This is a genomic window from Actinomyces johnsonii (assembly GCF_006546835.1).
Classification (GTDB): Bacteria; Actinomycetota; Actinomycetes; order Actinomycetales; family Actinomycetaceae; genus Actinomyces; species Actinomyces johnsonii.
On sequence record NZ_VICB01000014.1, the window covers coordinates 22,170 to 41,807 of the forward strand.

General features: G+C 65.2%; 19 protein-coding genes, 2 tRNA genes and 1 pseudogene. 7 read left to right on the forward strand and 15 right to left on the reverse strand.

Annotated elements, in window-relative coordinates; all coding sequences use genetic code 11:
- The first annotated feature begins 46 nt into the window (after positions 1-46).
- A complete protein-coding gene (locus tag FK256_RS09915; RefSeq protein ID WP_244936335.1) occupies positions 47-2,944 on the forward strand; it encodes a cation-translocating P-type ATPase in 2,898 nt (965 codons plus the stop codon).
- Positions 2,945-3,044: 100 nt separating this feature from the next.
- Here the strand turns inward: FK256_RS09915 and FK256_RS14300 are convergent, their stop codons facing one another.
- Entirely contained in the window at positions 3,045-3,203 is a 159-nt protein-coding gene (locus tag FK256_RS14300; RefSeq protein ID WP_009232739.1) for a hypothetical protein, read from the reverse strand.
- Positions 3,203-3,976 (reverse strand): class E sortase, encoded by a 774-nt coding sequence (locus FK256_RS09920; protein ID WP_009232738.1) that lies wholly within the window; start codon positions 3,974-3,976, stop codon positions 3,203-3,205. The genes FK256_RS14300 and FK256_RS09920 overlap by 1 nt, the downstream gene beginning before the upstream one ends.
- 195 nt (positions 3,977-4,171) lie before the next feature.
- On the opposite strand from FK256_RS09920, the gene FK256_RS09925 reads away from it, so the two are divergent.
- Positions 4,172-4,684: a cell division protein CrgA gene (locus FK256_RS09925; RefSeq protein ID WP_141424658.1), complete on the forward strand. Its 513-nt coding sequence runs from the start codon at positions 4,172-4,174 to the stop codon at positions 4,682-4,684.
- 345 nt (positions 4,685-5,029) lie between these two features.
- On the opposite strand, the gene FK256_RS09930 is transcribed toward FK256_RS09925, so the two are convergent.
- Both FK256_RS09930 and FK256_RS09935 read right to left on the reverse strand, forming a co-directional pair.
- On the reverse strand, positions 5,030-5,869 hold the full coding sequence (locus tag FK256_RS09930; protein WP_141424659.1) for a rhomboid family intramembrane serine protease: 840 nt from the start codon (positions 5,867-5,869) through the stop codon (positions 5,030-5,032).
- Between the two features lie 207 nt (positions 5,870-6,076).
- Positions 6,077-6,598, reverse strand: coding sequence for a peptidylprolyl isomerase (locus FK256_RS09935; protein WP_034473845.1), 522 nt, complete (start codon positions 6,596-6,598; stop codon positions 6,077-6,079).
- Between the two features lie 176 nt (positions 6,599-6,774).
- On the opposite strand from FK256_RS09935, the gene FK256_RS09940 reads away from it, so the two are divergent.
- Together FK256_RS09940 and FK256_RS09945 are read left to right on the forward strand one after the other, a co-directional pair.
- A complete protein-coding gene (locus tag FK256_RS09940; RefSeq protein WP_009232734.1) occupies positions 6,775-7,320 on the forward strand; it encodes a hypothetical protein in 546 nt (181 codons plus the stop codon).
- Between the two features lie 117 nt (positions 7,321-7,437).
- Entirely contained in the window at positions 7,438-8,292 is an 855-nt protein-coding gene (locus FK256_RS09945) for an aldo/keto reductase (protein WP_021605179.1), read from the forward strand.
- Between the two features lie 38 nt (positions 8,293-8,330).
- On the opposite strand, the gene FK256_RS09950 is transcribed toward FK256_RS09945, so the two are convergent.
- Positions 8,331-9,092, reverse strand: a complete 762-nt coding sequence (locus tag FK256_RS09950; RefSeq protein WP_021605180.1) for a Rossmann-like domain-containing protein — start codon at positions 9,090-9,092, stop codon at positions 8,331-8,333.
- A 265-nt stretch (positions 9,093-9,357) separates the two neighbouring features.
- On the opposite strand from FK256_RS09950, the gene FK256_RS09955 reads away from it, so the two are divergent.
- Complete coding sequence (locus FK256_RS09955) at positions 9,358-12,204, forward strand: CshA/CshB family fibrillar adhesin-related protein (RefSeq protein ID WP_039892759.1); 2,847 nt, start codon at positions 9,358-9,360, stop codon at positions 12,202-12,204.
- An 86-nt stretch (positions 12,205-12,290) separates the two neighbouring features.
- On the opposite strand, the gene FK256_RS09960 is transcribed toward FK256_RS09955, so the two are convergent.
- The 3 genes from FK256_RS09960 to FK256_RS09970 form a co-directional block, all read right to left on the reverse strand.
- Positions 12,291-13,139, reverse strand: a complete 849-nt coding sequence (locus FK256_RS09960; RefSeq protein ID WP_021605182.1) for an AraC family transcriptional regulator — start codon at positions 13,137-13,139, stop codon at positions 12,291-12,293.
- Positions 13,136-13,585: a GyrI-like domain-containing protein gene (locus FK256_RS09965; protein ID WP_039892761.1), complete on the reverse strand. Its 450-nt coding sequence runs from the start codon at positions 13,583-13,585 to the stop codon at positions 13,136-13,138. Before FK256_RS09965 ends, FK256_RS09960 begins: the two co-directional genes overlap by 4 nt.
- Before the next feature lie 65 nt (positions 13,586-13,650).
- Complete coding sequence (locus FK256_RS09970; RefSeq protein ID WP_021605184.1) at positions 13,651-14,619, reverse strand: quinone oxidoreductase family protein; 969 nt, start codon at positions 14,617-14,619, stop codon at positions 13,651-13,653.
- A 372-nt stretch (positions 14,620-14,991) separates the two neighbouring features.
- On the opposite strand from FK256_RS09970, the pseudogene FK256_RS14885 reads away from it, so the two are divergent.
- Positions 14,992-16,609, forward strand: a pseudogene (locus tag FK256_RS14885) (IS1634 family transposase).
- Positions 16,610-16,762: 153 nt separating this feature from the next.
- Here the strand turns inward: FK256_RS14885 and FK256_RS09980 are convergent.
- From FK256_RS09980 to FK256_RS09995, 4 genes are all read right to left on the reverse strand, one after another.
- Positions 16,763-17,263 carry a MarR family winged helix-turn-helix transcriptional regulator gene (locus FK256_RS09980; RefSeq protein ID WP_141424660.1) on the reverse strand — a complete coding sequence of 167 codons (501 nt, stop codon included), beginning with the start codon at positions 17,261-17,263 and terminating at the stop codon, positions 16,763-16,765.
- Position 17,264: 1 nt separating this feature from the next.
- The gene (locus FK256_RS09985) at positions 17,265-17,468 is read right to left on the reverse strand and encodes a helix-turn-helix transcriptional regulator (RefSeq protein WP_076252405.1); all 204 of its coding nucleotides are present in this window, start codon (positions 17,466-17,468) and stop codon (positions 17,265-17,267) included.
- Positions 17,465-17,854: a hypothetical protein gene (locus FK256_RS09990; protein ID WP_141424661.1), complete on the reverse strand. Its 390-nt coding sequence runs from the start codon at positions 17,852-17,854 to the stop codon at positions 17,465-17,467. The genes FK256_RS09985 and FK256_RS09990 overlap by 4 nt, the downstream gene beginning before the upstream one ends.
- A 107-nt stretch (positions 17,855-17,961) precedes the next feature.
- Positions 17,962-18,477, reverse strand: a complete 516-nt coding sequence (locus FK256_RS09995) for an HXXEE domain-containing protein (RefSeq protein WP_021604992.1) — start codon at positions 18,475-18,477, stop codon at positions 17,962-17,964.
- A gap of 102 nt (positions 18,478-18,579) precedes the next feature.
- Between FK256_RS09995 and FK256_RS10000 the strand changes: the two genes are divergently transcribed.
- Positions 18,580-19,272 (forward strand): TetR/AcrR family transcriptional regulator, encoded by a 693-nt coding sequence (locus FK256_RS10000; protein WP_141424662.1) that lies wholly within the window; start codon positions 18,580-18,582, stop codon positions 19,270-19,272.
- A gap of 1 nt (position 19,273) precedes the next feature.
- Here the strand turns inward: FK256_RS10000 and FK256_RS10005 are convergent.
- From FK256_RS10005 to FK256_RS10010, 3 genes are all read right to left on the reverse strand, one after another.
- Positions 19,274-19,349, reverse strand: a tRNA-Ala gene (locus FK256_RS10005).
- Between the two features lie 31 nt (positions 19,350-19,380).
- On the reverse strand, positions 19,381-19,515 hold the full coding sequence (locus tag FK256_RS14435; RefSeq protein ID WP_009232718.1) for a DLW-39 family protein: 135 nt from the start codon (positions 19,513-19,515) through the stop codon (positions 19,381-19,383).
- A 30-nt stretch (positions 19,516-19,545) separates the two neighbouring features.
- Positions 19,546-19,619: transfer RNA gene (locus tag FK256_RS10010), tRNA-Ile, on the reverse strand.
- Positions 19,620-19,638 lie beyond the last annotated feature (19 nt).

The following is a 19,638-nucleotide window of genomic DNA, read 5'->3' on the forward strand; positions in this document are numbered from 1 at the left end:
TCCCGAAGACTTGTGAGGGACCACCGCCGCTGATGGGATAGCGCCCATGCCCACAGCACCCGCCATGGACACACCGGCCGAGTCGGCCGGCGCCACCCCTCCCGCCGCAACACCCAAGTCCTCCTACTCCCGCCCGGCCGACGCCGTCGCCGCCGACCTCGGTACCGACACCTCCCGCGGCCTGAGCCCGCAGACCGCGGCCGACCACCTGGCCACCGACGGCCCCAACGAGCTGCCCTCCAAGCCGCCGGCACCCGCCTGGCTACGCTTCCTGAGCCAGTTCAACGACCCGCTCGTCTACCTCCTGCTGGCCGCCATCGTCGTCTCCACCATCGCCTGGGTCCTGGAGGGCGCCGAGGGCGTGCCGGTGGACTCCATCGTCATCGTCGCTGTCGTCACCCTCAACGCCGTCCTCGGGTTCGTCCAGGAGAACAAGGCCGCTGACGCCGTCGCCGCCCTGTCCGCCATGACCGAGGCGACCTCCACGGTGCTGCGCGACGGCTCTCGGCTGGTCGTCCCCTCCTCCGAGCTCGTGGTGGGCGACGTCCTCGTCCTGGGCGAGGGCGACCAGGTCGGTGCGGATGCCCGCCTGATCTCGGCCGCCGCCCTGCGCGTGGTGGAGTCCTCCCTGACCGGTGAGGCCGACGCCGTCGTCAAGACCCCCGAGGCGGTCGGCGCCGATACCGATCTGGCCGACCGCACCTGCATGGTCTACCGGGGCACCTCCGTGGCCCAGGGGACGGGGCGCGCCGTCGTCGTCGCCACCGGGGCAGACACCGAGATGGGTGCGATCGCACAGATGCTCGACTCCGTCGAGGAGGAGGACACGCCCCTGCAGAAGGAGATCCACTCGATCTCCAAGATGCTGGGAATCGTCGTGGTCATCATCGCCGTCGTCGTTGTGGGAACCCTGCTGCTCCTGGCAGAGGACCGCGCGCCGGACACGATAGTCCACGCCCTCCTGCTGGGGGTCTCGCTGGCCGTGGCCGCCGTGCCTGAGGGGCTGCCCGCGATCCTGTCGGTGGTCCTGGCCCTGGGCGTGCAGCGCATGGCCATTCACAAGGCAGTGGTCAAGAAACTCACCAGCGTGGAGACCCTCGGCTCCGCCTCGGTCATCTGCTCGGACAAGACCGGCACGCTCACCCGCTCAGAGATGACGATCCAGGAGGTCGTCACCGCCTCGGGCACCTGTGTGGTTACGGGTATCGGGTACGCGCCCGACGGCGAGGTCGCCCCCGACGCCGACCGCGACGGTCGCCCCGACGCCGATCCCCTCGAAGGGCCCTTGCGCGATGAGGTCACCGTGGTCCTCTCCGGCGGGACACTGGCCTCCGACGCCGAACTGAATGTCACCGAGGACGTGTGGAGCGTCGTCGGCGACCCCACCGAGGGTGCCTTCCTGGTCGCGGAGAAGAAGCTCGGCACAGACGGGCAGCGCGAAGGCCGCTTCGAGCGCGTCGGCGAGGTCCCCTTCACCTCTGAGCGCAAGATGATGTCGGTGCTGCTCACCGATACCGAGCACGGCACGATCATCATGTCCAAGGGCGCCCCCGATGTCCTCATGGAGCACTGCACGCAGATGCGCCTGGGCGACGCCGCCACCGAGCTGACCGAGGAGGCCCGGGCCCAGTTCGTCGAACACATCGCGGACATGTCGGGCCGAGCACTGCGCACCCTGGGGGTCGGCTACCGGATCCTCACCGATGAGGAGGCCGCCCGCGTGCGCGAGGCCGCCGCCGGCGACGGCGAGGCGGACCTGTCCGACCTGGAGCGGAACCTGGTGCTGGCCGGCGTCGTCGGCATCATCGACCCGCCGCGCCCCGAGGCGGCCGTGGCCGTTGCCGAAGCGCACCGGGCGGGCGTGCGCGTCCTCATGATCACCGGCGACCACCCGGCCACCGCTGGGCGCATCGCAGCGGACCTGGGCATCGTCGAGCGCGGCGCCCCGGTTCTGACCGGCCGCGAGCTGGAGGGGATGGATGACGACGCCCTGTCCGAGGCCGTAGCCGCCACCAGCGTGTACGCCCGCGTCGCCCCCGAGCACAAGATGCGGATCGTCCACGCCCTGAAGTCTCAGGGCCACACGGTCTCCATGACCGGCGACGGCGTCAACGACGCCCCGGCCCTGCGCGCCGCGGACATCGGAGTGGCCATGGGTATCACCGGAACCCAGGTGACCAAGGAGGCCGCCACGATGGTCCTGGCGGACGACAATTTCGCCACCATCGTCGACGCCGTGCGCGAGGGCCGGCGCATCTTCGACAACATCAAGAAGTTCCTGCGCTTCCTGCTGTCCTCCAACATGGGCGAGGTCCTCACCGTCTTCGGCGGCGTGGTGCTCTCCGGAGTCATCGGCCTGAGCGGGCACAGCGACTCCGGCGTCGTCCTGCCGCTGCTGGCCACCCAGATCCTGTGGATCAACCTGGTCACCGACTCCGGACCGGCCCTGGCCATGGGTGTGGACCCCTCGGTGGAGGACGTCATGGCCCGCCCGCCGCGCAAGCCCACCGACCGGGTGGTCGACGGGGCCATGTGGAGCGGCGTCCTGCTGGTCGGCACCGTCATGGCCGCCTCGACCCTGGCCACGCTGGACATCTTCCTGCCCGGCGGCCTCATCGTGACCTCCCTGTCCACAGACGGCCTCGACACCGCGCGCACAGCGGCCTTCTCCACCCTGGTCCTGGCGCAACTGTTCAACACGGTCAACTCCCGCTCGGAGACGGTCAGCGCCTTCAGCCACCTCTTCGTCAATAAGTGGCTGTGGGGTGCGATCGGCCTGACCCTGGTACTCCAGGTCGCCGTGGTGGAAGTGCCCTTCCTTCAGGCGGCCTTCTCGACGACGTCGCTGGACCCGGTCCACTGGGCGATCGTCATCGTCATGGCCTCCCTGGTCCTATGGGTCGATGAGCTGCGCAAGCTCATCAGCCGACTCATGGCGCGGTAGAAGACCCGGCAGGGGCGCAAGGCCCCGTTCTCGCATCCGACTTGGTGGATTCAGTGGCCGGTCGAGTCGATCGTGATTGACCGTGATCGATCGACGGGGGTCAGCCGACGTCTGCGTTGCCGGAGAGGTGCCAGGTCTCATTGGCCCAGGGGAAGACGTACTGCATGAGCAGATAGACGATCCCGGCGATGAGGATGAGGGCCTCGATGGCCTTGAGCCAAGCCGGCCCGGGCAGGTGACGCCAGATGAAGCCGTACATCAGTTGACTCCCGGATCGTTGAGCACAGAGGCGGGGCGGCCCTCGGAACGGTTCATCCAGTAGGAGAACTTCGCGTGGACGATCCAGCGCTGGTCGTTGCCGAACTCGCCGGCGGTCGAGCCGTGGCACGTGGTCAGCGTGATGTACCGCTCGGTGGGCTGGACATCGGGCTGATTGGGCACCGGAGCAATGACCTCCACCTGCTCGGGCTGGACGATCTCATGATTGGTCACCGTGAACACGTACCAGGTGTTCGCAGTGGAGACGACGATCTCGTCGCCCTCCTGGAGCAGGTCGATGCGACGGAAGGAGTTGCCGTAGGTGCGACGGTGCCCGGCGATGGCGAAGTTGCCGAGCTCCCCGAGCTGCTGGGTTTCGGGATAGTGGCCCGCGGCGGCCTGATCCAGGACGTCGGAGCCCGTTCCCTCGAGGACGGGCATGTTGTTGTTCGTCACGCCATACCACTTGGGGACGACGAGCATTCCGATGGTCTCGCCGTAGCCGACCTTCTCCATCACCGGAGGATCCTCGGTGTGCTTAGTGCCCTCGACCTTGGGGGACTCGACCTGCTTCTCGTGGAACTGGGTAGCAACCGCCTGCGCACTGGCGTTGGCGTCGATGCTGGTCCACCACAGCTGCCAGCACAGGAAGAGCGCGACCACGAGGCCCGCCGTGATGAGCAGCTCGCCGATCGCGGTCAAGGTGCCATTGAAGATTCGTACAGCACGGCTCTGGCCAGGCGCGCGATGCTGCACAAGACCCCCTCCAGCCATCACCCCTCCTCACGACTTGAAACTTCATCGGGTTGACGGCCAGTCTAAGGCGACACACCCCGCCCGTGACCAGCTCGGAGTGGTGGACGTATCACAGAGCACACCGTGAGGAAGCTTCTCCTCATGTCCTAGGCTAGGCCCGGATGTATTGGGGTGGTCTCGAACCACCGTCCCCAACCAGTGAGGAGACCCAGGGTGGCCTTGGAGAAGAAGTCCACAAAGGACGACGCCGACAAGAGCTCGGAGAAGGTCTCGAAGAAGAACTCCGACAAGAGCACCGAGAAGAACGCTGCGAAGTCCGAGAAGAGTTCCGCGAAGAGCACCGCTGCGTCCAAGAAGAAGGACAAGGCGGACAAGGATTCGAAGAAGGACTCGTCATCGACGTCGAAGAAGCGCCCTGAGCGCTCAGGCAACCCGGCCAAGGCGGCCAAGGCCCTCGAGGAGGAGTCGCGCGCCGCGGCGAACCGGGTCTCGCGCACACCCGCCAAGATCAAGGACACCGCCTCGCCGCGCTGGTACGCGCCCACCATGGTGACGCTCATGGTCATCGGGCTGCTGTGGGTAGTCACCACCTACCTGTTCAACGGCCTGTATCCGCTGCCGTACTTCGCCAAGCACCACGCCACCGACTGGTTGTTCAACGGCAACCTCTACATCGGCTTCCTCATCATGATGTCGGGATTCCTCGGCCTGCTGCGCTGGAAGTAGCGGCTCCCAGGAGTTCTGCACCTTCGGCGGACAAGGTACAAGGCATCAAGGCCCCCGAGCGCTAGCGCTCGGGGGCCTTGCCATGCCCATTGGGGCGATGACGGTCGGGCGAGTCGTCACATCGGCGCAGGTCCCTTTCACGCACGCACGCCATACAGTCCACAGGCATCCTGTGGATCCGTGGACAGAGACCTCCCCACATCCCACCCCGACTTTCCCCAAGTGTGGACACACCTGTGGATAACTACACGCATGTGTTTCCACATCCGTATCCCCAGGTGTGGATGAACTACAGCAGTGTGCTTCCACCGGTGTCATTCATGCTCGACCGTGTTGCGAGGTACCTCAGACGATGAGTGCGCGTGCGATGTTGAGCCCCACGAGCACCACCGCGACCGCCACGGTTCCGACGATCCCCACGGTTTGCCGCCTGCCGCGGGGGGCCCACGCGTAGACCGCCGCAACGATTCCTCCCACGATGAGCCCGCCGAGGTGCCCCTGCCAGGAGATGTTGGCCCCCAGGAAGGAGATAACGGCGTTGATCGCCAGGAGCGCCACAATTCCCGAGGTGTCCCGCCCGAAGCGCCGCTGCACCACGAACATAGTGGAGAACAGGCCGAAGACCGCTCCGGAGGCACCCACTGTCATCGTGCCCCAGGCGTCGGTGCCCGGCCAGGAGAGCCAGTAGATCGCCGTCGAACCGCCCAGGGCGCTGAGCAGGTAGACGGCGGTGAAGCGCCAGCGCCCGAGCACCGGCTCGAGGGAACCGCCCAGCACCCATAGGGCCCACATGTTGAAGCCGAGGTGCATGTAGTTCGCGTGGAGGAAGGCGGTCGTCAGGAACCGCCAGGGCTCACCGGCGGCCACTACCGGCACGAAGGCCAGTCGAGCGTCCAGGGCCGGGGCGAGCACCTGAACGACGTAGGCGGCGACGCACAGGCCGATGAGCACCTTGGTGACGACGGCGTCGGACACCACGGTCCCGCCCAGCAGTGTGCGCGCCTGACGCCGACCGGCCTGTGACCGGCGAGCGCAGTCCACGCAGTGCACTCCTACAGTGCTGGGAACCTGACAGGCGGGGCAGGTGGGCCGCTCGCAGCGCTGACAGCGCACGTAGGCCACCGTATCCGGGTGCCGGGGGCACACCGGTGGCGCCTGCTCAGTGGACGGGTTCGTTGAGGTCATCGAGTACTCCTGTGTGAATGTTCGAGGGTCGGCGTGCGGTGACAGGTTGAGACTGGGTACGACGACGCCGCCGGGACACGGGTCCCGACGGCGTCACAGGGGCGAATCACACCCGATTCTGGTGGTTCAGTAACAGCTCGGTGGCGGGTCAGTCGCCGGCGGGCTGCTGACCAACGCTCTGCTCACAACGGCTCAGTTACCCAGTGGCTACTCAGTAATGTCCACCGAGGTGATGATGACATCCTGCACCGGGCGGTCGCGCGGGTCGGTCTCAACGGCGGAGATCGCGTCGACGACGGCGCGGGAGGCCTCGTCGGTGACGGCGCCGAAGATCGTGTGCTTGCCCTGGAGCCACTCGGTGGGAGCGGTGGTGATGAAGAACTGCGAGCCGTTGGTGCCCTTGCCCAGACGGCGGCCGGCATTGGCCATGGCCAGGACGTAGGGGGCTGCGAAGGTCAGGGAGGCGTCGATCTCATCGTCGAAGACATAACCGGGGCCGCCGGTACCGGTGCCCAGCGGGTCGCCGCCCTGGATCATGAAACCGGGGATGACGCGGTGGAAGATGACGTTGTCGTACAAGGGTGCGTGAGACTCCTCGCCGGTGCGAGGATCCGTCCATGCCTTCTGGCCGGTCGCAAGTCCGACGAAGTTGGAGACGGTCTCGGGCGCCTGCTCGGGGTAGAGCTCCAGGCGGATATCGCCGAGGTTGGTGTGAAGAGTCGCTTCCATAGAGGCCATGGTGGCACGCTCCCACGCCCATCGGCATGAACCCTGAGCAGTGCGCGTCGCTGTTCACCCCAGGCAAAACGCCTGGACGTCCTGTGCGCCCGATAGCCCAACGGTGCGACCATTAGTGCACGTTGCACAACGACCGTCTGTATCCGTATCCGACCTGGGAGGCAACCATGTCCTGCCTGACGAAGACATGCTGCGACAAGAAGCTCGACACCACTCATCTGCGCAAGGAGGCAGCATCCTTCGCCGAGTCCGTCGTCGATCAGGCTGAGCGGGCGGCTCTGTGGGCTGCCCCGCACGTGAGCAGGGCCGCTGAGGAGGTCGCCCGCGCCGCCAAGGACGCACAGGAGCGTCTGGAGCCGGTGGTGCAGGAGGCTCGCCAGCGGGTTGTCGAGGACTACATTCCTCGCGCGCAGCGCGCCGCCGTGGCTGCCCAGGCCGCCGCGGGTACGGACGGTACCCTGTCAGAGCGCGCCCAGCGCGTGGCTGTTGCCGCAAAGTCCGCCGCATTGGAGGTTCCCGTGAAGAAGCAGAAGAAGCACCGCGTGCTCAAGACCCTGGGTTGGCTCGCCGTCGCCGGTGCGGCCGCCGCCGGCGCCTACGTCGTATGGCGTCGTAGCCAGCCGGTTGAGGACCCGTGGGCCGAGGAGTACTGGGCCGACTCCACCGAGGAGGAGGCCGGCTACGGCATCAGCCCCGAGGATGCCCCGGCCTGATGGCCACCCAAATCCGTCGATGACGGCGCCACGCGGATTCCCACCGCGTGGCGCCGTCGCCGTTATCCCGCACGGCGTTCCCGCCCCACTGCCCCGAACCGTAGGTAGCCTGGGAGCATGTGTGCTCTGTCCGTTCCTGCTCTCGCTCTGACCCGTGGAACCAACGGGGAGGAGGTGCTCATTCCTCAGCTGGGGGTCGGCACCTACAAGGTTCCCGACGACGAAGCCGAACGGGTCGTCTGCGACGCCCTGGAGGTGGGTTACCGGCACGTCGACACGGCCCAGATGTACGGCAACGAGTCCGGGGTGGGGCGGGCGATCGCTGTCTGCGGCCTGCCGCGCCGGGACTTGTTCATCACCTCCAAGCTCAACAACCCCAACCATCGGCGCGATGATGCGCTGCGCAGTTTCGACGCCACCATGGAGGCTTTGGGCCTGGACGTCCTCGATCTGTTCCTCGTCCACTGGCCGCTGGCGGCATCGGCCGGGATCGACCTGGTCGACACCTGGCGCACCATGATTGAGATCCTCCACAGCGGACGGGTGCGCGCCATCGGCGTATCCAACTTCCAGCCCGAGCACCTGCGCCGGATCGTAGAGGCCACGGACGTGGTTCCGGCGGTCAACCAGATCGAGTTGCATCCCTGGCTGACTCAGTCCGAGCTGCGCTCAATGCACGCGCAGATGGGCATCGTTACGCAGTCTTGGTCTCCGTTGGGGCGGGGCAGGCTGCTGGCAGAGCCGACGGTCATGGAGATCGCCGAGGCGCTCGGGGCGAGTCCGGCCCAGGTGATCATCCGATGGCACCTGCAGAACTCACTGGTGGTTATTCCAAAATCAACTCATCGTGAGCGCCTGGCGGCCAACGCCGACGTCTTCAGTATCACGCTCGACGATACGCAGATGGCGGCGCTGAACGCTCTGGACCAGGGACTGCGCACCGGGTCCCATCCGGATCAGATTCAGGTGTGATCGACGCTGCTTGGAGCATGCCTGGGCCGCTCCGGCCATCAGGAGCGGTGGCGGTGGACGCGGAAACCGGGACCGATGTCTCCTGCGGGGACCAGTTCGGCCAGGGCTGCCGGATCCGCCAGGGAGCGCGCGGAGACGAAGCCGGTGATGGTGTCGACGCCCGCGTCGAAGAGCACGGGGTTGAGCGGCGTTGAGGGACCAACAAGGACCGTGTGCGCGTGGCGGGAGAGCTCGATGAGCCTGGGCGCGGTCTTATTGACGAAGCTCGATGAGGAGATGAAGACGACGTCGCACTCGGGCAAGACGTACTCGCAGGCGCTGTCCGGCCAGTCGCCGGGCTGAAGGTTGCGCTCGAGGCAGATGTACTCGCCCGCGGTGGCCAGGGCGGCTTCGGCGAAGGGGAAGTGGCCGATGACTGCGACCTTCTTGCCGACGATCATCTCGCGATAGGGGTCGAAGACCTGGCGCCAGGTGATCCCCTCACCGGTGGGCTCGAACCCGTTGGCGGCGGCCGTTTCCTCGCGGGAGTACCAGGAGTTGATGGCAGCCTGGCCGATGCTGGCTTCGGCGAGGTTCCAGGACTTCACCAGGGCCGCGACGTCGCGCAGCGGGCGGCTCTCCAAAGGCCCCTCCACGAGGGCCGGACGGCTCTGGACGTCCATGGTCCAGGCCGAGCCGAGGCCGCCGGCGGAATTGAGGACGCGGCTCCAGCGCGGTCCCCGGCCCGCCGCACGCACGACGACATCACCGGGCAGTCCGTCGAGAAGCGCATCGTAGATCTCCCACGGGTGAGAAGACATGAGGGGTCACCTTTCAGTCAGTGCAGCCTACCCACACCCATCGTAGGCGGTCCGGGCCATGCACACAGGTTCTCAGGCGGGCCGACACCCCGACAGACGGCCGAGGCACCATGGAATTACTTTTCCACCGGTTCAGAGAATATGTGTTCGAGATTTATCCACAATCAGATTACTGTTGCATTGCAAGGCCGCCTGTGTAGCATTTTTCCCACCTACTCAGTGTTAACGTGACGAGGCCCATGCCCCTAGTTCGAGGTATTACTCCATGCTTCGCCACGTCTTCACCCATTCAGCCACCACGGAGTCAATGTCGCCACGCCGGTCGCTGAATCGTTCCCGCAAACACCGTCGGGCGGGTGCTGCTGCTTGTGCGCTGGCTCTAGCCTGGGCGGCACTGGGTACCGTCACGCTGCCAACCCCGCCGGCCGAGGCAGTCAACGGCAATCCAGCAGGAGGATCGGGCCGCTTCACCCCCGTCATCGACTGGATCGACTGGACTGAGATGACCGGCACAAGAACGGAGAACTGGACACGAATTCTGCCCGATGGGGCAACGGGCGTCGCCTGGTCCACCCCGACCCAGGTGTCTAGTGACATATGGCGTACGAGCCGATGCACGATCTCCAACGTCATCACCACAAATGTGGGAAAAAATGAACCTAAGCTGACCACACACAAAGGAATCGAGGTCGAATACAATACGGGAAACTGGCGGGGTGACGGGCTGGCGCGTCTTTACAATGACGGGTCGAACTACAGCAACGGAGTTGCGACCGGCAACAACTTCCGTTCGAATATGTTGATTGGTATCGCCAATCTTCAAGACTCCGCCACTCACCAATTCCAGGTGGACTGTAAAGCCTACCTTGTCACCTCTTCCACCAAGCCCGCTAAGAATCAGCTCGATGCCCTTCCCAATAAGGTGGAACTTCCCATGGAGGGAATGGTTTTTGCCGACGCCGAGAGCTCCAACTGGCAGGGAACCGGCGGTCAGAAAGAATACATCGGCGTCTCTCCCACCCCTTACGACACCAACCGTGACGTCTCCTACCGTCTACTGGAAACCGCTCAATCGGAATCAGGGTGCAATACCAATTCCTGGGGCGGGCTCATTACGATGTCAACTCCTGTAGGCAACCGTAACGGTATTAAACTACGCCCGGACGGAGGCGAGTGCAGCGCTCAAGTTAATAGAGGTTACGGTCCATCGTCGGTGATGTTGATCAGTAATATGCAGAGCGGTTTCGTCGAGGTGCATGGTGGTGGTAAGAGTGCCGTTGCCCTCGGTGTCGTCTCCTACATCGACTATGGTGATGCACCGGAGAGCTACGGCACTGCGGGCAGCGTTTTCCAGCCCAGTTGGACCGGTGGAAAGCTTTCCGGCTACGACGCACTCGACATCTCTTCTCAGTCCCGACCGGTGGAGGCCGAGAGCGGGAGTTGGTTCAACCTTTCACAGGCCGCTAGGCAGCAGCACCTTGCTACGGCCGGTCCCGCTGTGGTGCGTTTGGGCAAGTTGACTGATAACGATGAGAGAATCGTCTACAGCGCCGACGCCAGCGCAGACGACACCACCGGCGTGGATGACGAGGACGCCCTTCCCACTGACTGGGACCGCGTCATCTGGACCGACATCGGCAAGCAGTGGAGCCAGCAGATCAGCTGCTCAGGTACCGGCACCAAGGTCGCCGGCTGGGTGGACTGGAATCGGGACGGCTCCTTCTCCGCCGGTGAGCGCTCCGAGGTAACCTCCTGCTCCAAAGCCGGCAAGGCCACTCTGACCTGGACCGTCCCCCAGGACGCCAAGCGAAGCACTCTCAACGGAGAGGGCGCAGCAACCTTCATGCGCCTGCGCATCACCGGCCCACTGGCCAACGGCCAGGCGGCCGAGGATCCTCAGCCCACCGGCATCGCGCTCAACGGAGAGGTCGAGGACCAGCAGGTTCAGGTCCAGCTCCCCAACCTCACCATGGTCAAGGAGGTGGACAACACCGCAGCCGGATCCCTGGGCCTGTCCGCCAACGACTGGACGCTGACCGCCTCCCCTAAGACCGGCGCAGAGGTCTCCGGAGCCGGCGGCTTCAGCGCCTCCTACATGCCCCAGGGCAAGACGGTCCTGTCCGAGTCTTCCTCGTCGGCCAAGTCCGCCGGATACAAGGCCACCGTCACCTGCGCACCGCACCCGAACTCGGACATCAAGACTCCGGCGTCAACCCTCGACGCCGCCTCGAAGACCCTGGATCTCGCCACCGGCGAGTGGATGAGATGCACGATAGTCAACACGGCCTTACCCGGCCAGGTCGTCTGGAGCAAGGTCGACGACGCCGGCAACGCTCTGGCCGGTACGGTCTTTACCTTGGCCTCGAGCTCTCTGAATAACGGCCAGGTGGAGGTGAGCGACTGCGCCACCGACAACGGCAAGACCGCTTGCCCTAAGGGTTCAGTCGATCAGGATCCCCGGGCCGGATACTTCAAGGTCGTGGGACTCACCTGGGGCGAGTACTCCATCACCGAGACCCAGGCACCCGCCGGCTACCACATCTCCGCAGAGACGCTGACCAAGACCCTGGACGGATCGGCGCCCGCCGCAGGCAATGACGACGCCACTCCCACCCTCGACCTGGGCCAGGTCATCAACACCCGGATCAAGGGTTCGGTCACCTGGACCAAGACCGATGAGCGGGGCAACGCCATCAAGGGAGCCCAGTGGTCGCTGACCCCTCTCGACTCCAACGGCCGACCCCTGCCGAACCAGGCCCGCACCATCGCCGACTGCGTGGGCACCTGCGCCCAGGGCAGTCTGGACACTGATGCGACCCCAGGGGCCTTCAAGCTGGCAGAGCTGGGTTACGGCTCCTACCAGCTCATTGAGACCAAAGCGCCGACCGGTTACGTCCTCGACGCCACGCCCCGCACCATCACCATCTCCACTCCGGACCAGGTCGTGGCGCTGGGCAACATCCCCAACCGCAAATCAGCGGTTCCCGCCATCCCCCTCACCGGTGGAAGCGCCGCAACCACCTATCTCATCGCCGGAGGGGCAGTGCTGGGGATCACGGCGCTGGTCATGGCGATCCAGGCGCACAAACGCCGTCGCGCCCGGGAATCGTGAGCTGAACGGACTGCCGGGGCGTACCCGATGGGCCGCAGGCACCCAGTGTCTGCGGCCCATCTGCATAAATCCTTAAACCGGACTTCTCACAGGAGCGGCAGGAGGATATCGGTGACAGCGTCGACAGGCGAGGTGGAGGCCGGATCGGTGAGGTACTCCTCGACGATCGGATGGTCTCGCGGCTCCTCACCCGAGCTCGGCAGCCACCGACCGTAGAGCCACCGGTAGGCATCGTGCATCGAAGAGTACGGGCCGATGTAGCGCATGATCGCGTACCGGCCGGCTGGCACTCTCCTTTCGACGAGATCGTGGGGGATCTTCGTGCCAGGATCGACGACGGCTCCAGCCGCTGAGCGCAGATCAGCCGGGGGAACAGCGTCGGGATCGTCCTCATAGATGGCGACCATCGAGTTCCCGGCCCCCATACGGTCTTTGACCCGACTGAATGCCCGGCCGATATCCAGATAGGAACCGCAGTGCTCGGATACGGCAAGTCGATAGCCGGCCCGTTCCTCCACGCGTACCGGCCATCCCGGCGCCTCTCTCGCCGACGACGTCGAGCCCGAACCGCTGCTCGTCGCCGGTGAGTCGGTCGACGCCGGGCGGCCGCCGGTGCGAAATCGGCCGGGAGTCGTCCCATAAGAGCGGAGAAAAGCTCGGCTGAAGATCTCGGTACCGGTGAATCCGGCTTTCCAAGCGATCCGCTCTATCGACCATGAGGTCTCGGTGAGCATGGCGGCCGCCCGCTCCAGGCGGAGACGGCGTACGGCCTGAGCGGCCGTCTCCCCGCGCACCGCTCGGTAGATCCGGTGCCAGTGATAGCGAGAGAACCCGGAGACGTGAGCGAGGACCTCCAGGCTGAGCTCCTCGTCGAGATGGGCGTAGATGTAGTCGGTGACAACGTCGAGCTGGCGTTGGTACTGCTCAGCCCTCATGCGTCCGAAAGGATCCCGATGGACAGGTGAATCGAGCCGTCGGGAGCGTAGTACTCATAGTCAGCGCGATAGTCACGGGCCAGGTCCTCGCGGGCCCAGACATCCACCCACGCGTCATAGACACTCTCCGGCCGAGCATCAGCCAGCGTGAGGATGTCGCGAGTGGAGTTCGGGATCGTCACAGTCATCTGGCCAGGGGGAACCGGACCTCCGGCCTCGATACGCCTGCCGATGACGAGAGTGTAAACGCCGTCGACATCGTCGCCGGGAGTCTCGTAGTCGGTATAGACCGCATAGATGCCGGGGCCGACGCCGGGCTTCTCGGGTGCGAGGAGCCCAACGTCGGCAGCGGCCCGCCAGTGAGGAGGAATGGTTCGGGCCGCCTCGCGGTTCGATGTTCGAAGAGGCAGGCCAACGACGTCGAAGGAGTCAATCGTTTCTCTCATGCGCTCCATGATGCCCATATGGCGCCCAGAGCTCACCGACGATTCTTGCGGACCTGGGCGGGTCGTCAGTCCTGCGAGTGGGTCAGGACGATCTTGCCGGTGGTGGTTCCCGCGCGCACGGCGGTGACGGCCTGCGCCGCGTCCTGGATCGGGAGGCGGTCGGTGACGTGGACGCGGAGCTCTCCGGAGGCCACGAGCTCCACCGCACGCCTCAGGTGGCGTCCGACGAGCGCCGGGTTCGCCTGACTGAAGGCTCCGAGGTTGAAGCCGATGACGCCGATGCCCCGCAGCCACAGCGACGTGGTACTCACCTGCTGGTCCTCCGCCTGGGAGGCATCCCCCAGCGCGAGGAGCCGTCCGCCGGTGCGCAGCAGGTCGAGGCTGCGCAGCCTGGCCGGGCCGGCCACCGGGTCGGCGACGACGTCGAACTGGGCGGGTTCGGCCTCCGCGAGATCCTCGGTCAGCCAAGCCTCGTCGTAGCCCAGGTCCAGGATCTCCTGGCGCTTGGCCTCGCCGCGGGTGACGCCGACGAGGCGACTCGCCCCGAGCAGCCGGGCCACCTGGCCCATCTGCGAGCCGAGGCCACCGGCGGCGGCATGAACCAGTACGCTCTCACCTCGGCGCAGGTGGGCGATCTCCTCCAGGGCGACGAGCGCCGTCGTCGTGTTGGCCGGGACCGCAGCGGCCAGGACCGGATCGAGTCCCGCGGGCAGCGGCGTGACGAGCTCCGCGGGAGCTACAGCGACCTGACCGTAGCCGCCACCCCCGGTGATGGTCAGGGCGACGACGGCATCCCCAACCCGGTAGCCGTCCACTCCTTCTCCGAGCGCGCGGACGCGACCGGTCACCTCCAGCCCAGGAGTCCAGGGCAGGTCGATGGGCACGAACCCCTCGGCGAAGAGCGCCTCGACGTAGCCGACGCCGGCATGGTCCACATCCACGGCGATCTCGCCCGGTCCGGGCTCAGGGGCGGGGGCGTCCTGGTACCGCAGCCCGGAGGGGCCGTCGAAGCTGACGATCTGCATGGCCTTCATGGACAACACCTTCCTGTATCAGTTATCAACACTATATCAGATATCTGATACTCGATGCGGGATAGCCTGCTGATCGACGGCAGCCACGTGAGCGCCATCAGGAGTCATCACAGGACCAGGAATGTCCAAATCGGTGACAAAGGCGTGGACCGTCGCCGTCGAGACGGAGTGAAACCGCATGATTCCAAGGTTCTCTTTCGTACGAAACGGAGGTCTTCGGTCCTTTGTCACCGATTTGGACATCACCGTGCCAATTCCCTGACCTGACTCGTGACAGTTTGGTGGGGTCTGGGTTTTGAGGTGGGTTTTTCGTTGGTATTCCGTGGTGTTGGGGGTGTGCTGGCACACTAAGGGGCCGGTAGGGTGGGGGTGGTGAGCCCGTTTGTGCGTAAGGTCAAGACAGCCTCAGGGGCGACGGCGGTGCAGATCGCGGTCAAGGAAGGGCGCCGGGACAAGGTGATCGAGCACCTGGGATCGGCCCACACTGAGGCCGAGCTGGCTGCTCTGATGGAGATCGGCCGGCACCGCATTGCCCCGGACCAGCTGGCCCTGGACCTGACTCCCACGCCACCGGCGGTTTCGGGACTCCTCACGGCCTCAGCCCCGGTCGGCACTGATGCGGTGGTGGCCTCCAAGCACTCCAGGTTGTTGTGGTAGGTCCTGCACGGGGTCTACACCCGTCTGGGGCTGAGGAACGCCACTGGGGGTGATCGGGCCTTTGAGCAGATGGTTCTGGCGCGTCTGATCGAGCCGACCTCTAAGGCCCAGGTCCCCCGCGTCCTGGGTGACCTGGGCCTGGAGCCGGTCAGCACCAGGACCTTGTTCCGCTCCCTGGCCCGAGCCCAGGAGCGAGGCTACCGCGAGAGCCTGTCTGGGGCTCTGTTCGAGCACGTCACCGCCAGTGGGGGCCTGGCCCTGTGCCTGCAGGCGTGACCACCCTCTACTTCGAGGCCGAGCGTGAGGACGACCTGCGCAAGGTCGGTTACTCCAAGGAGAGGAGGGTCGACCCCCAGATCATCGTGGGCCTGCTGGTCGACCGTCATGGTTTTCCTCTCCAGGTCGGCTGCTGGGAGGGCAACAAGGCTGAGACCACCACGATCATCCCCATCGCGGAGGCCTTCCAGGCCGCCCACGGCATCGAGGACCTCATCATCGTCGCTGACGCCGGCATGCTCTCGGCCGCCAACCTGACGGCCCTGGATGAGGCGAGGCTGCGGTTCATCGCCCGGGGCCCGCACCACCCGGGCCCCAGGCGACCTGGAGGCCCACTTCCACTGGCACGGGGACGCCTTCACCGATGGGCAGCTGATCGACACCATCACCCCCAGGAGGGGCTCCAGGAGCCAGCGCGACATTAGCAGTCGTCGTGAGCCGGTGTGGGACCCGCACACCCATCCAGGCTCATGGAGAGCGGTATGGGTCTACTCCAAGAAGCGCGCCGCCAGGGACAACCAGACCCTCACAGCTCAGGCCAACCGCGCCCGGGCTGTCATCGCCGGCGAGAAGCATCCTAAGGGCACGCGTTTTGTCACCGTCCATCAAGGCGATCAGGTCCTTGATGAGGCCTCCATCGCCAGAGCCCGGTCCCTGGTGGGCCTCAAGGGCTACGTCACCAACATCCCGTCCCGCCTGATGGGCGCCGGTGAGGTCGTCTCTTCGTATCACGAGCTGTGGCACGCCCGGGCAGTCCTTCCGGATGAGCAAGCACGACCTGAGAGCCCGCCCGGTCTTCCACCACACCCATGACGCCACCTGGGCCCACCTGACCGTGGTCATGGCCGCCCTGGCCGTGGTCATGGCCGCCCTGGCCGTCGCCCGCTACCTCCAGGAGGCCACCGGTATCAGCATCGCCAGGATCGTGCGCGAGCTACGCGGCCTGCAGGAGGTCACCATCAACCTCAACGGCCACCACCTCGCAGCCGCACCACGTCTGACCGACACCGCCAACGACATCCTCACCGCCCTGAGCACCCCACCCCCGGCACACTAAGCGTCATGAGTCAGGCCTGAGAACCCGGCGTTGCCAACCCCATCCGCAGCCCAGACGCAGCGACACATCCAAAGGTTGAGAAGATGTGATGCCCCGCCTCACTCGCATGATCGTTACGGATCCGGGGCCGAGGATCCCGCTACCTGCTGGCCGCTACTCGGCGCTGAGGTCGTCCCGCAGGACGGCGGTGACCCGCTCAAGCATCTCGGTGAGCTGCTCGCGCTCCTTCGCGGAGAACGCCTCCGCCATGCACCGCTCGATGCGCCGCGCACTCTCATCGGCATGCAGAACCAGGGTCTCGCCTTCGGGGGTCAGTGAGGCAATGAGAACTTTGGCATGGTCGGAGGAGGGGTGGCGGGTGACGAGGCGCTTCTGCTCCAGCTTGGCGATGACAGTCGCCATCGTCTGCGGGGTGACCGCGGCGGCCCTGGCCAGCTGGGCCGAGGACTGCTCGGGTACGTAGTACAGGGAGAGCATGGCGGCGTACTGGGCCACCGTGATGCCGAAGCTCCGCAGAGCCTCGGTCTTGGCAGCCATCATGGCCTGCTCCGCCGCCTTGATGTGCAGACCGAGGCGCACCCTGGTATCCTCGGCGAGCTCACGACGCCCCCGCCTCGGGGGCGGAATGTCAACGATGCGGCTCACGGTGGTTATCTTAAGTTGCGTCGTCGTCAGGGAAGAAGATCTCCTCGATGGTCAGGCCGAAAACACGCGCGATGGCGAAGGCCAGGGGCAGGGAGGGGTCGTAGCGACCGGCTTCCAAGGCGTTGACCGTCTGACGGGAGACCCCTAGCTCCTCGGCGAGCCGGGCCTGGGTCCAACTGCGCTGGGCGCGCAGCACCTTGAGATCATTCCTCACCGGTACCGCCAGGTTGACCACAGCATTCCAACACCGAAGAAGAAGGCCCACACAACGGTTACCCACATGAGGCTGATATGAGGTGCTCCCACTTCCTCCATGAATCCGTAAGCCATACTGGCAATGACCGTGCCCGCGGCGGAGATGACGAGCGCTTCCAGCACTTTTCTCGCCTGCATCTCATCTGTTTCCCGCGATATTCTCATCATGGCCCACGTGCAGACGGCGACGCCAATCATGGGAAGCAGTACGACGACGAAGCGCCAGGGACTTTCTCCCAGAGATCGCGCCCACCTCAATCCAACAAAAACGCCGACGGAGTAGAGAACGGCGCCGATGCCAAATCGGATGGAGTAGGAGACAACCGCCTTACGATCACCGAGCATGACTGCCTTCCGCCAATGGTGACATCGAGAGTGACCGGATGACATTGCCGGTCCGGCTCACATCCAAGTATAAAGGAGACTTGTCATTCAGTCAAGGTTACTTTCCTTCATGACGATGTCCTTCTATTTCTCGACGACCTTCTGGTCACCATGTACGTGCTTCCGAGGACACTGCCGACAACGACCGGGAAGGCGGGAATGACCCATGGATAAGATCGCACCTCGACCCCGTGGGCGCGCAGTGTCCGCTTCGCGAAGATCCAGAAGGGCAGGACGATCGGCAGCGCCGTCGCCGACCCTGGGGTGTAGCGCCGGGCGAGGGCCGCCGTGGCCAGGTGGCTGAAGGTGTGCATGCCGTAGCCGTAGAGCACGGCCTGATAGAGGAACGAACGCCCGCGCGTGCGGTAGCCGTCGATCGAGGCGGCCGCCATGAGGCCGCCCATCAGACCGATTCCCAGGTAAACATGCTCGCGCGAGCAGCCGTTACGCCGAATATCGTCGGGCAGGAAGGGAATCTTGTCCAAGGCCGGGTGGGTCCAGCCGGGCATCGTCGCCAGTTCCTCGAGATCGTGGGCCAGCCATGAGAAGAACAGGCCTCCAGTCGCCAGTGAGACGGAGTCCATGTCATCACCTCCGGTTTCGATACTAATAGTTGCGTAACTAACAGTAGCGCGTCCATGCCGGCTCTGCCAGACTTCCCGTCAGCATCGCAAGGAGAAGTGCAGATGAGTGATCCTTCCGGAGAGGACCGCCCGGGTGGACGCGGTGGACGTCCCCGAGACACCGCCGTCGACCAGCGGATTCTTCAGGCCACGACGTCTTTGCTCGCCCAAAAGGGGTTTCGGGGCCTGCGGGTCGACGACGTCGCTCGCAGTGCCGGAGTCCCGAAATCGACGATCTACCGGCGATGGCCCTCTCTAACGGATCTTGCTGTTGCCGCCGTTGACGATGCCCTGGGGGAACGGGGAGCTGTCATCAGTGACGACCCGCTGATTGACCTATCCCAGATCGTCGTCCGTACACACACCCTGCTCATCAGCTCGCCTCTGGCCGGCACCCTGCCGCAGCTGGCCTTCGAGCTCGTCAACCGCCCCGAGACTGCTCATCTCTACCGAGAACGCGTTATCAGCCCTCTGCGCGACGCTGCGATCAACGCCGTTCGGCGCGCCATTGAGCAGACCTCCTGGAAGGGACCGGACGCGGAGACGAGCGTGGACATGATGATCGGAGCCGGCCTGTACCGGCACAACTACCTGGGACATACGCCGACACTGGAGGAGGCCTTCACGATTGCCGACGCCGTTGCGGGTCGTCGGCTTCCCCGTCCCGATTTTTCTTCGGATCCGACGGAGCCAAAAATACTCCCCGAAACGGATCATCATGGATCGCCTCGGGGAGCCGAGAATATGAAGAAGTAGATGGTGGAGCCAACGGGACTCGAACCCGTAACCCCCTGCTTGCAAAGCAGGTGCGCTACCAATTGCGCCATGGCCCCTGAGGGAATGATCAGTCGATCACGTCTATTCTCAGTCGACGGGATCGGTGACCTCAGCCCATGCGGCCCGCTCCATTCGGGCCGCCTCGAACCTGAGCCACGCGGCATAACCGGTGGCAGCCAGGAACAAAAAGACCGCGGCTGATACGAATGTACGGTTCCTCATGAAACCTCCTCATCGTCTCACCGCGGACGGTGGGCCTAGCTGGACTCGAACCAGCGACCTCATCCTTATCAGGGATGCGCTCTAACCGACTGAGCTATAGGCCCGTGCGACCGGAAGAGATTA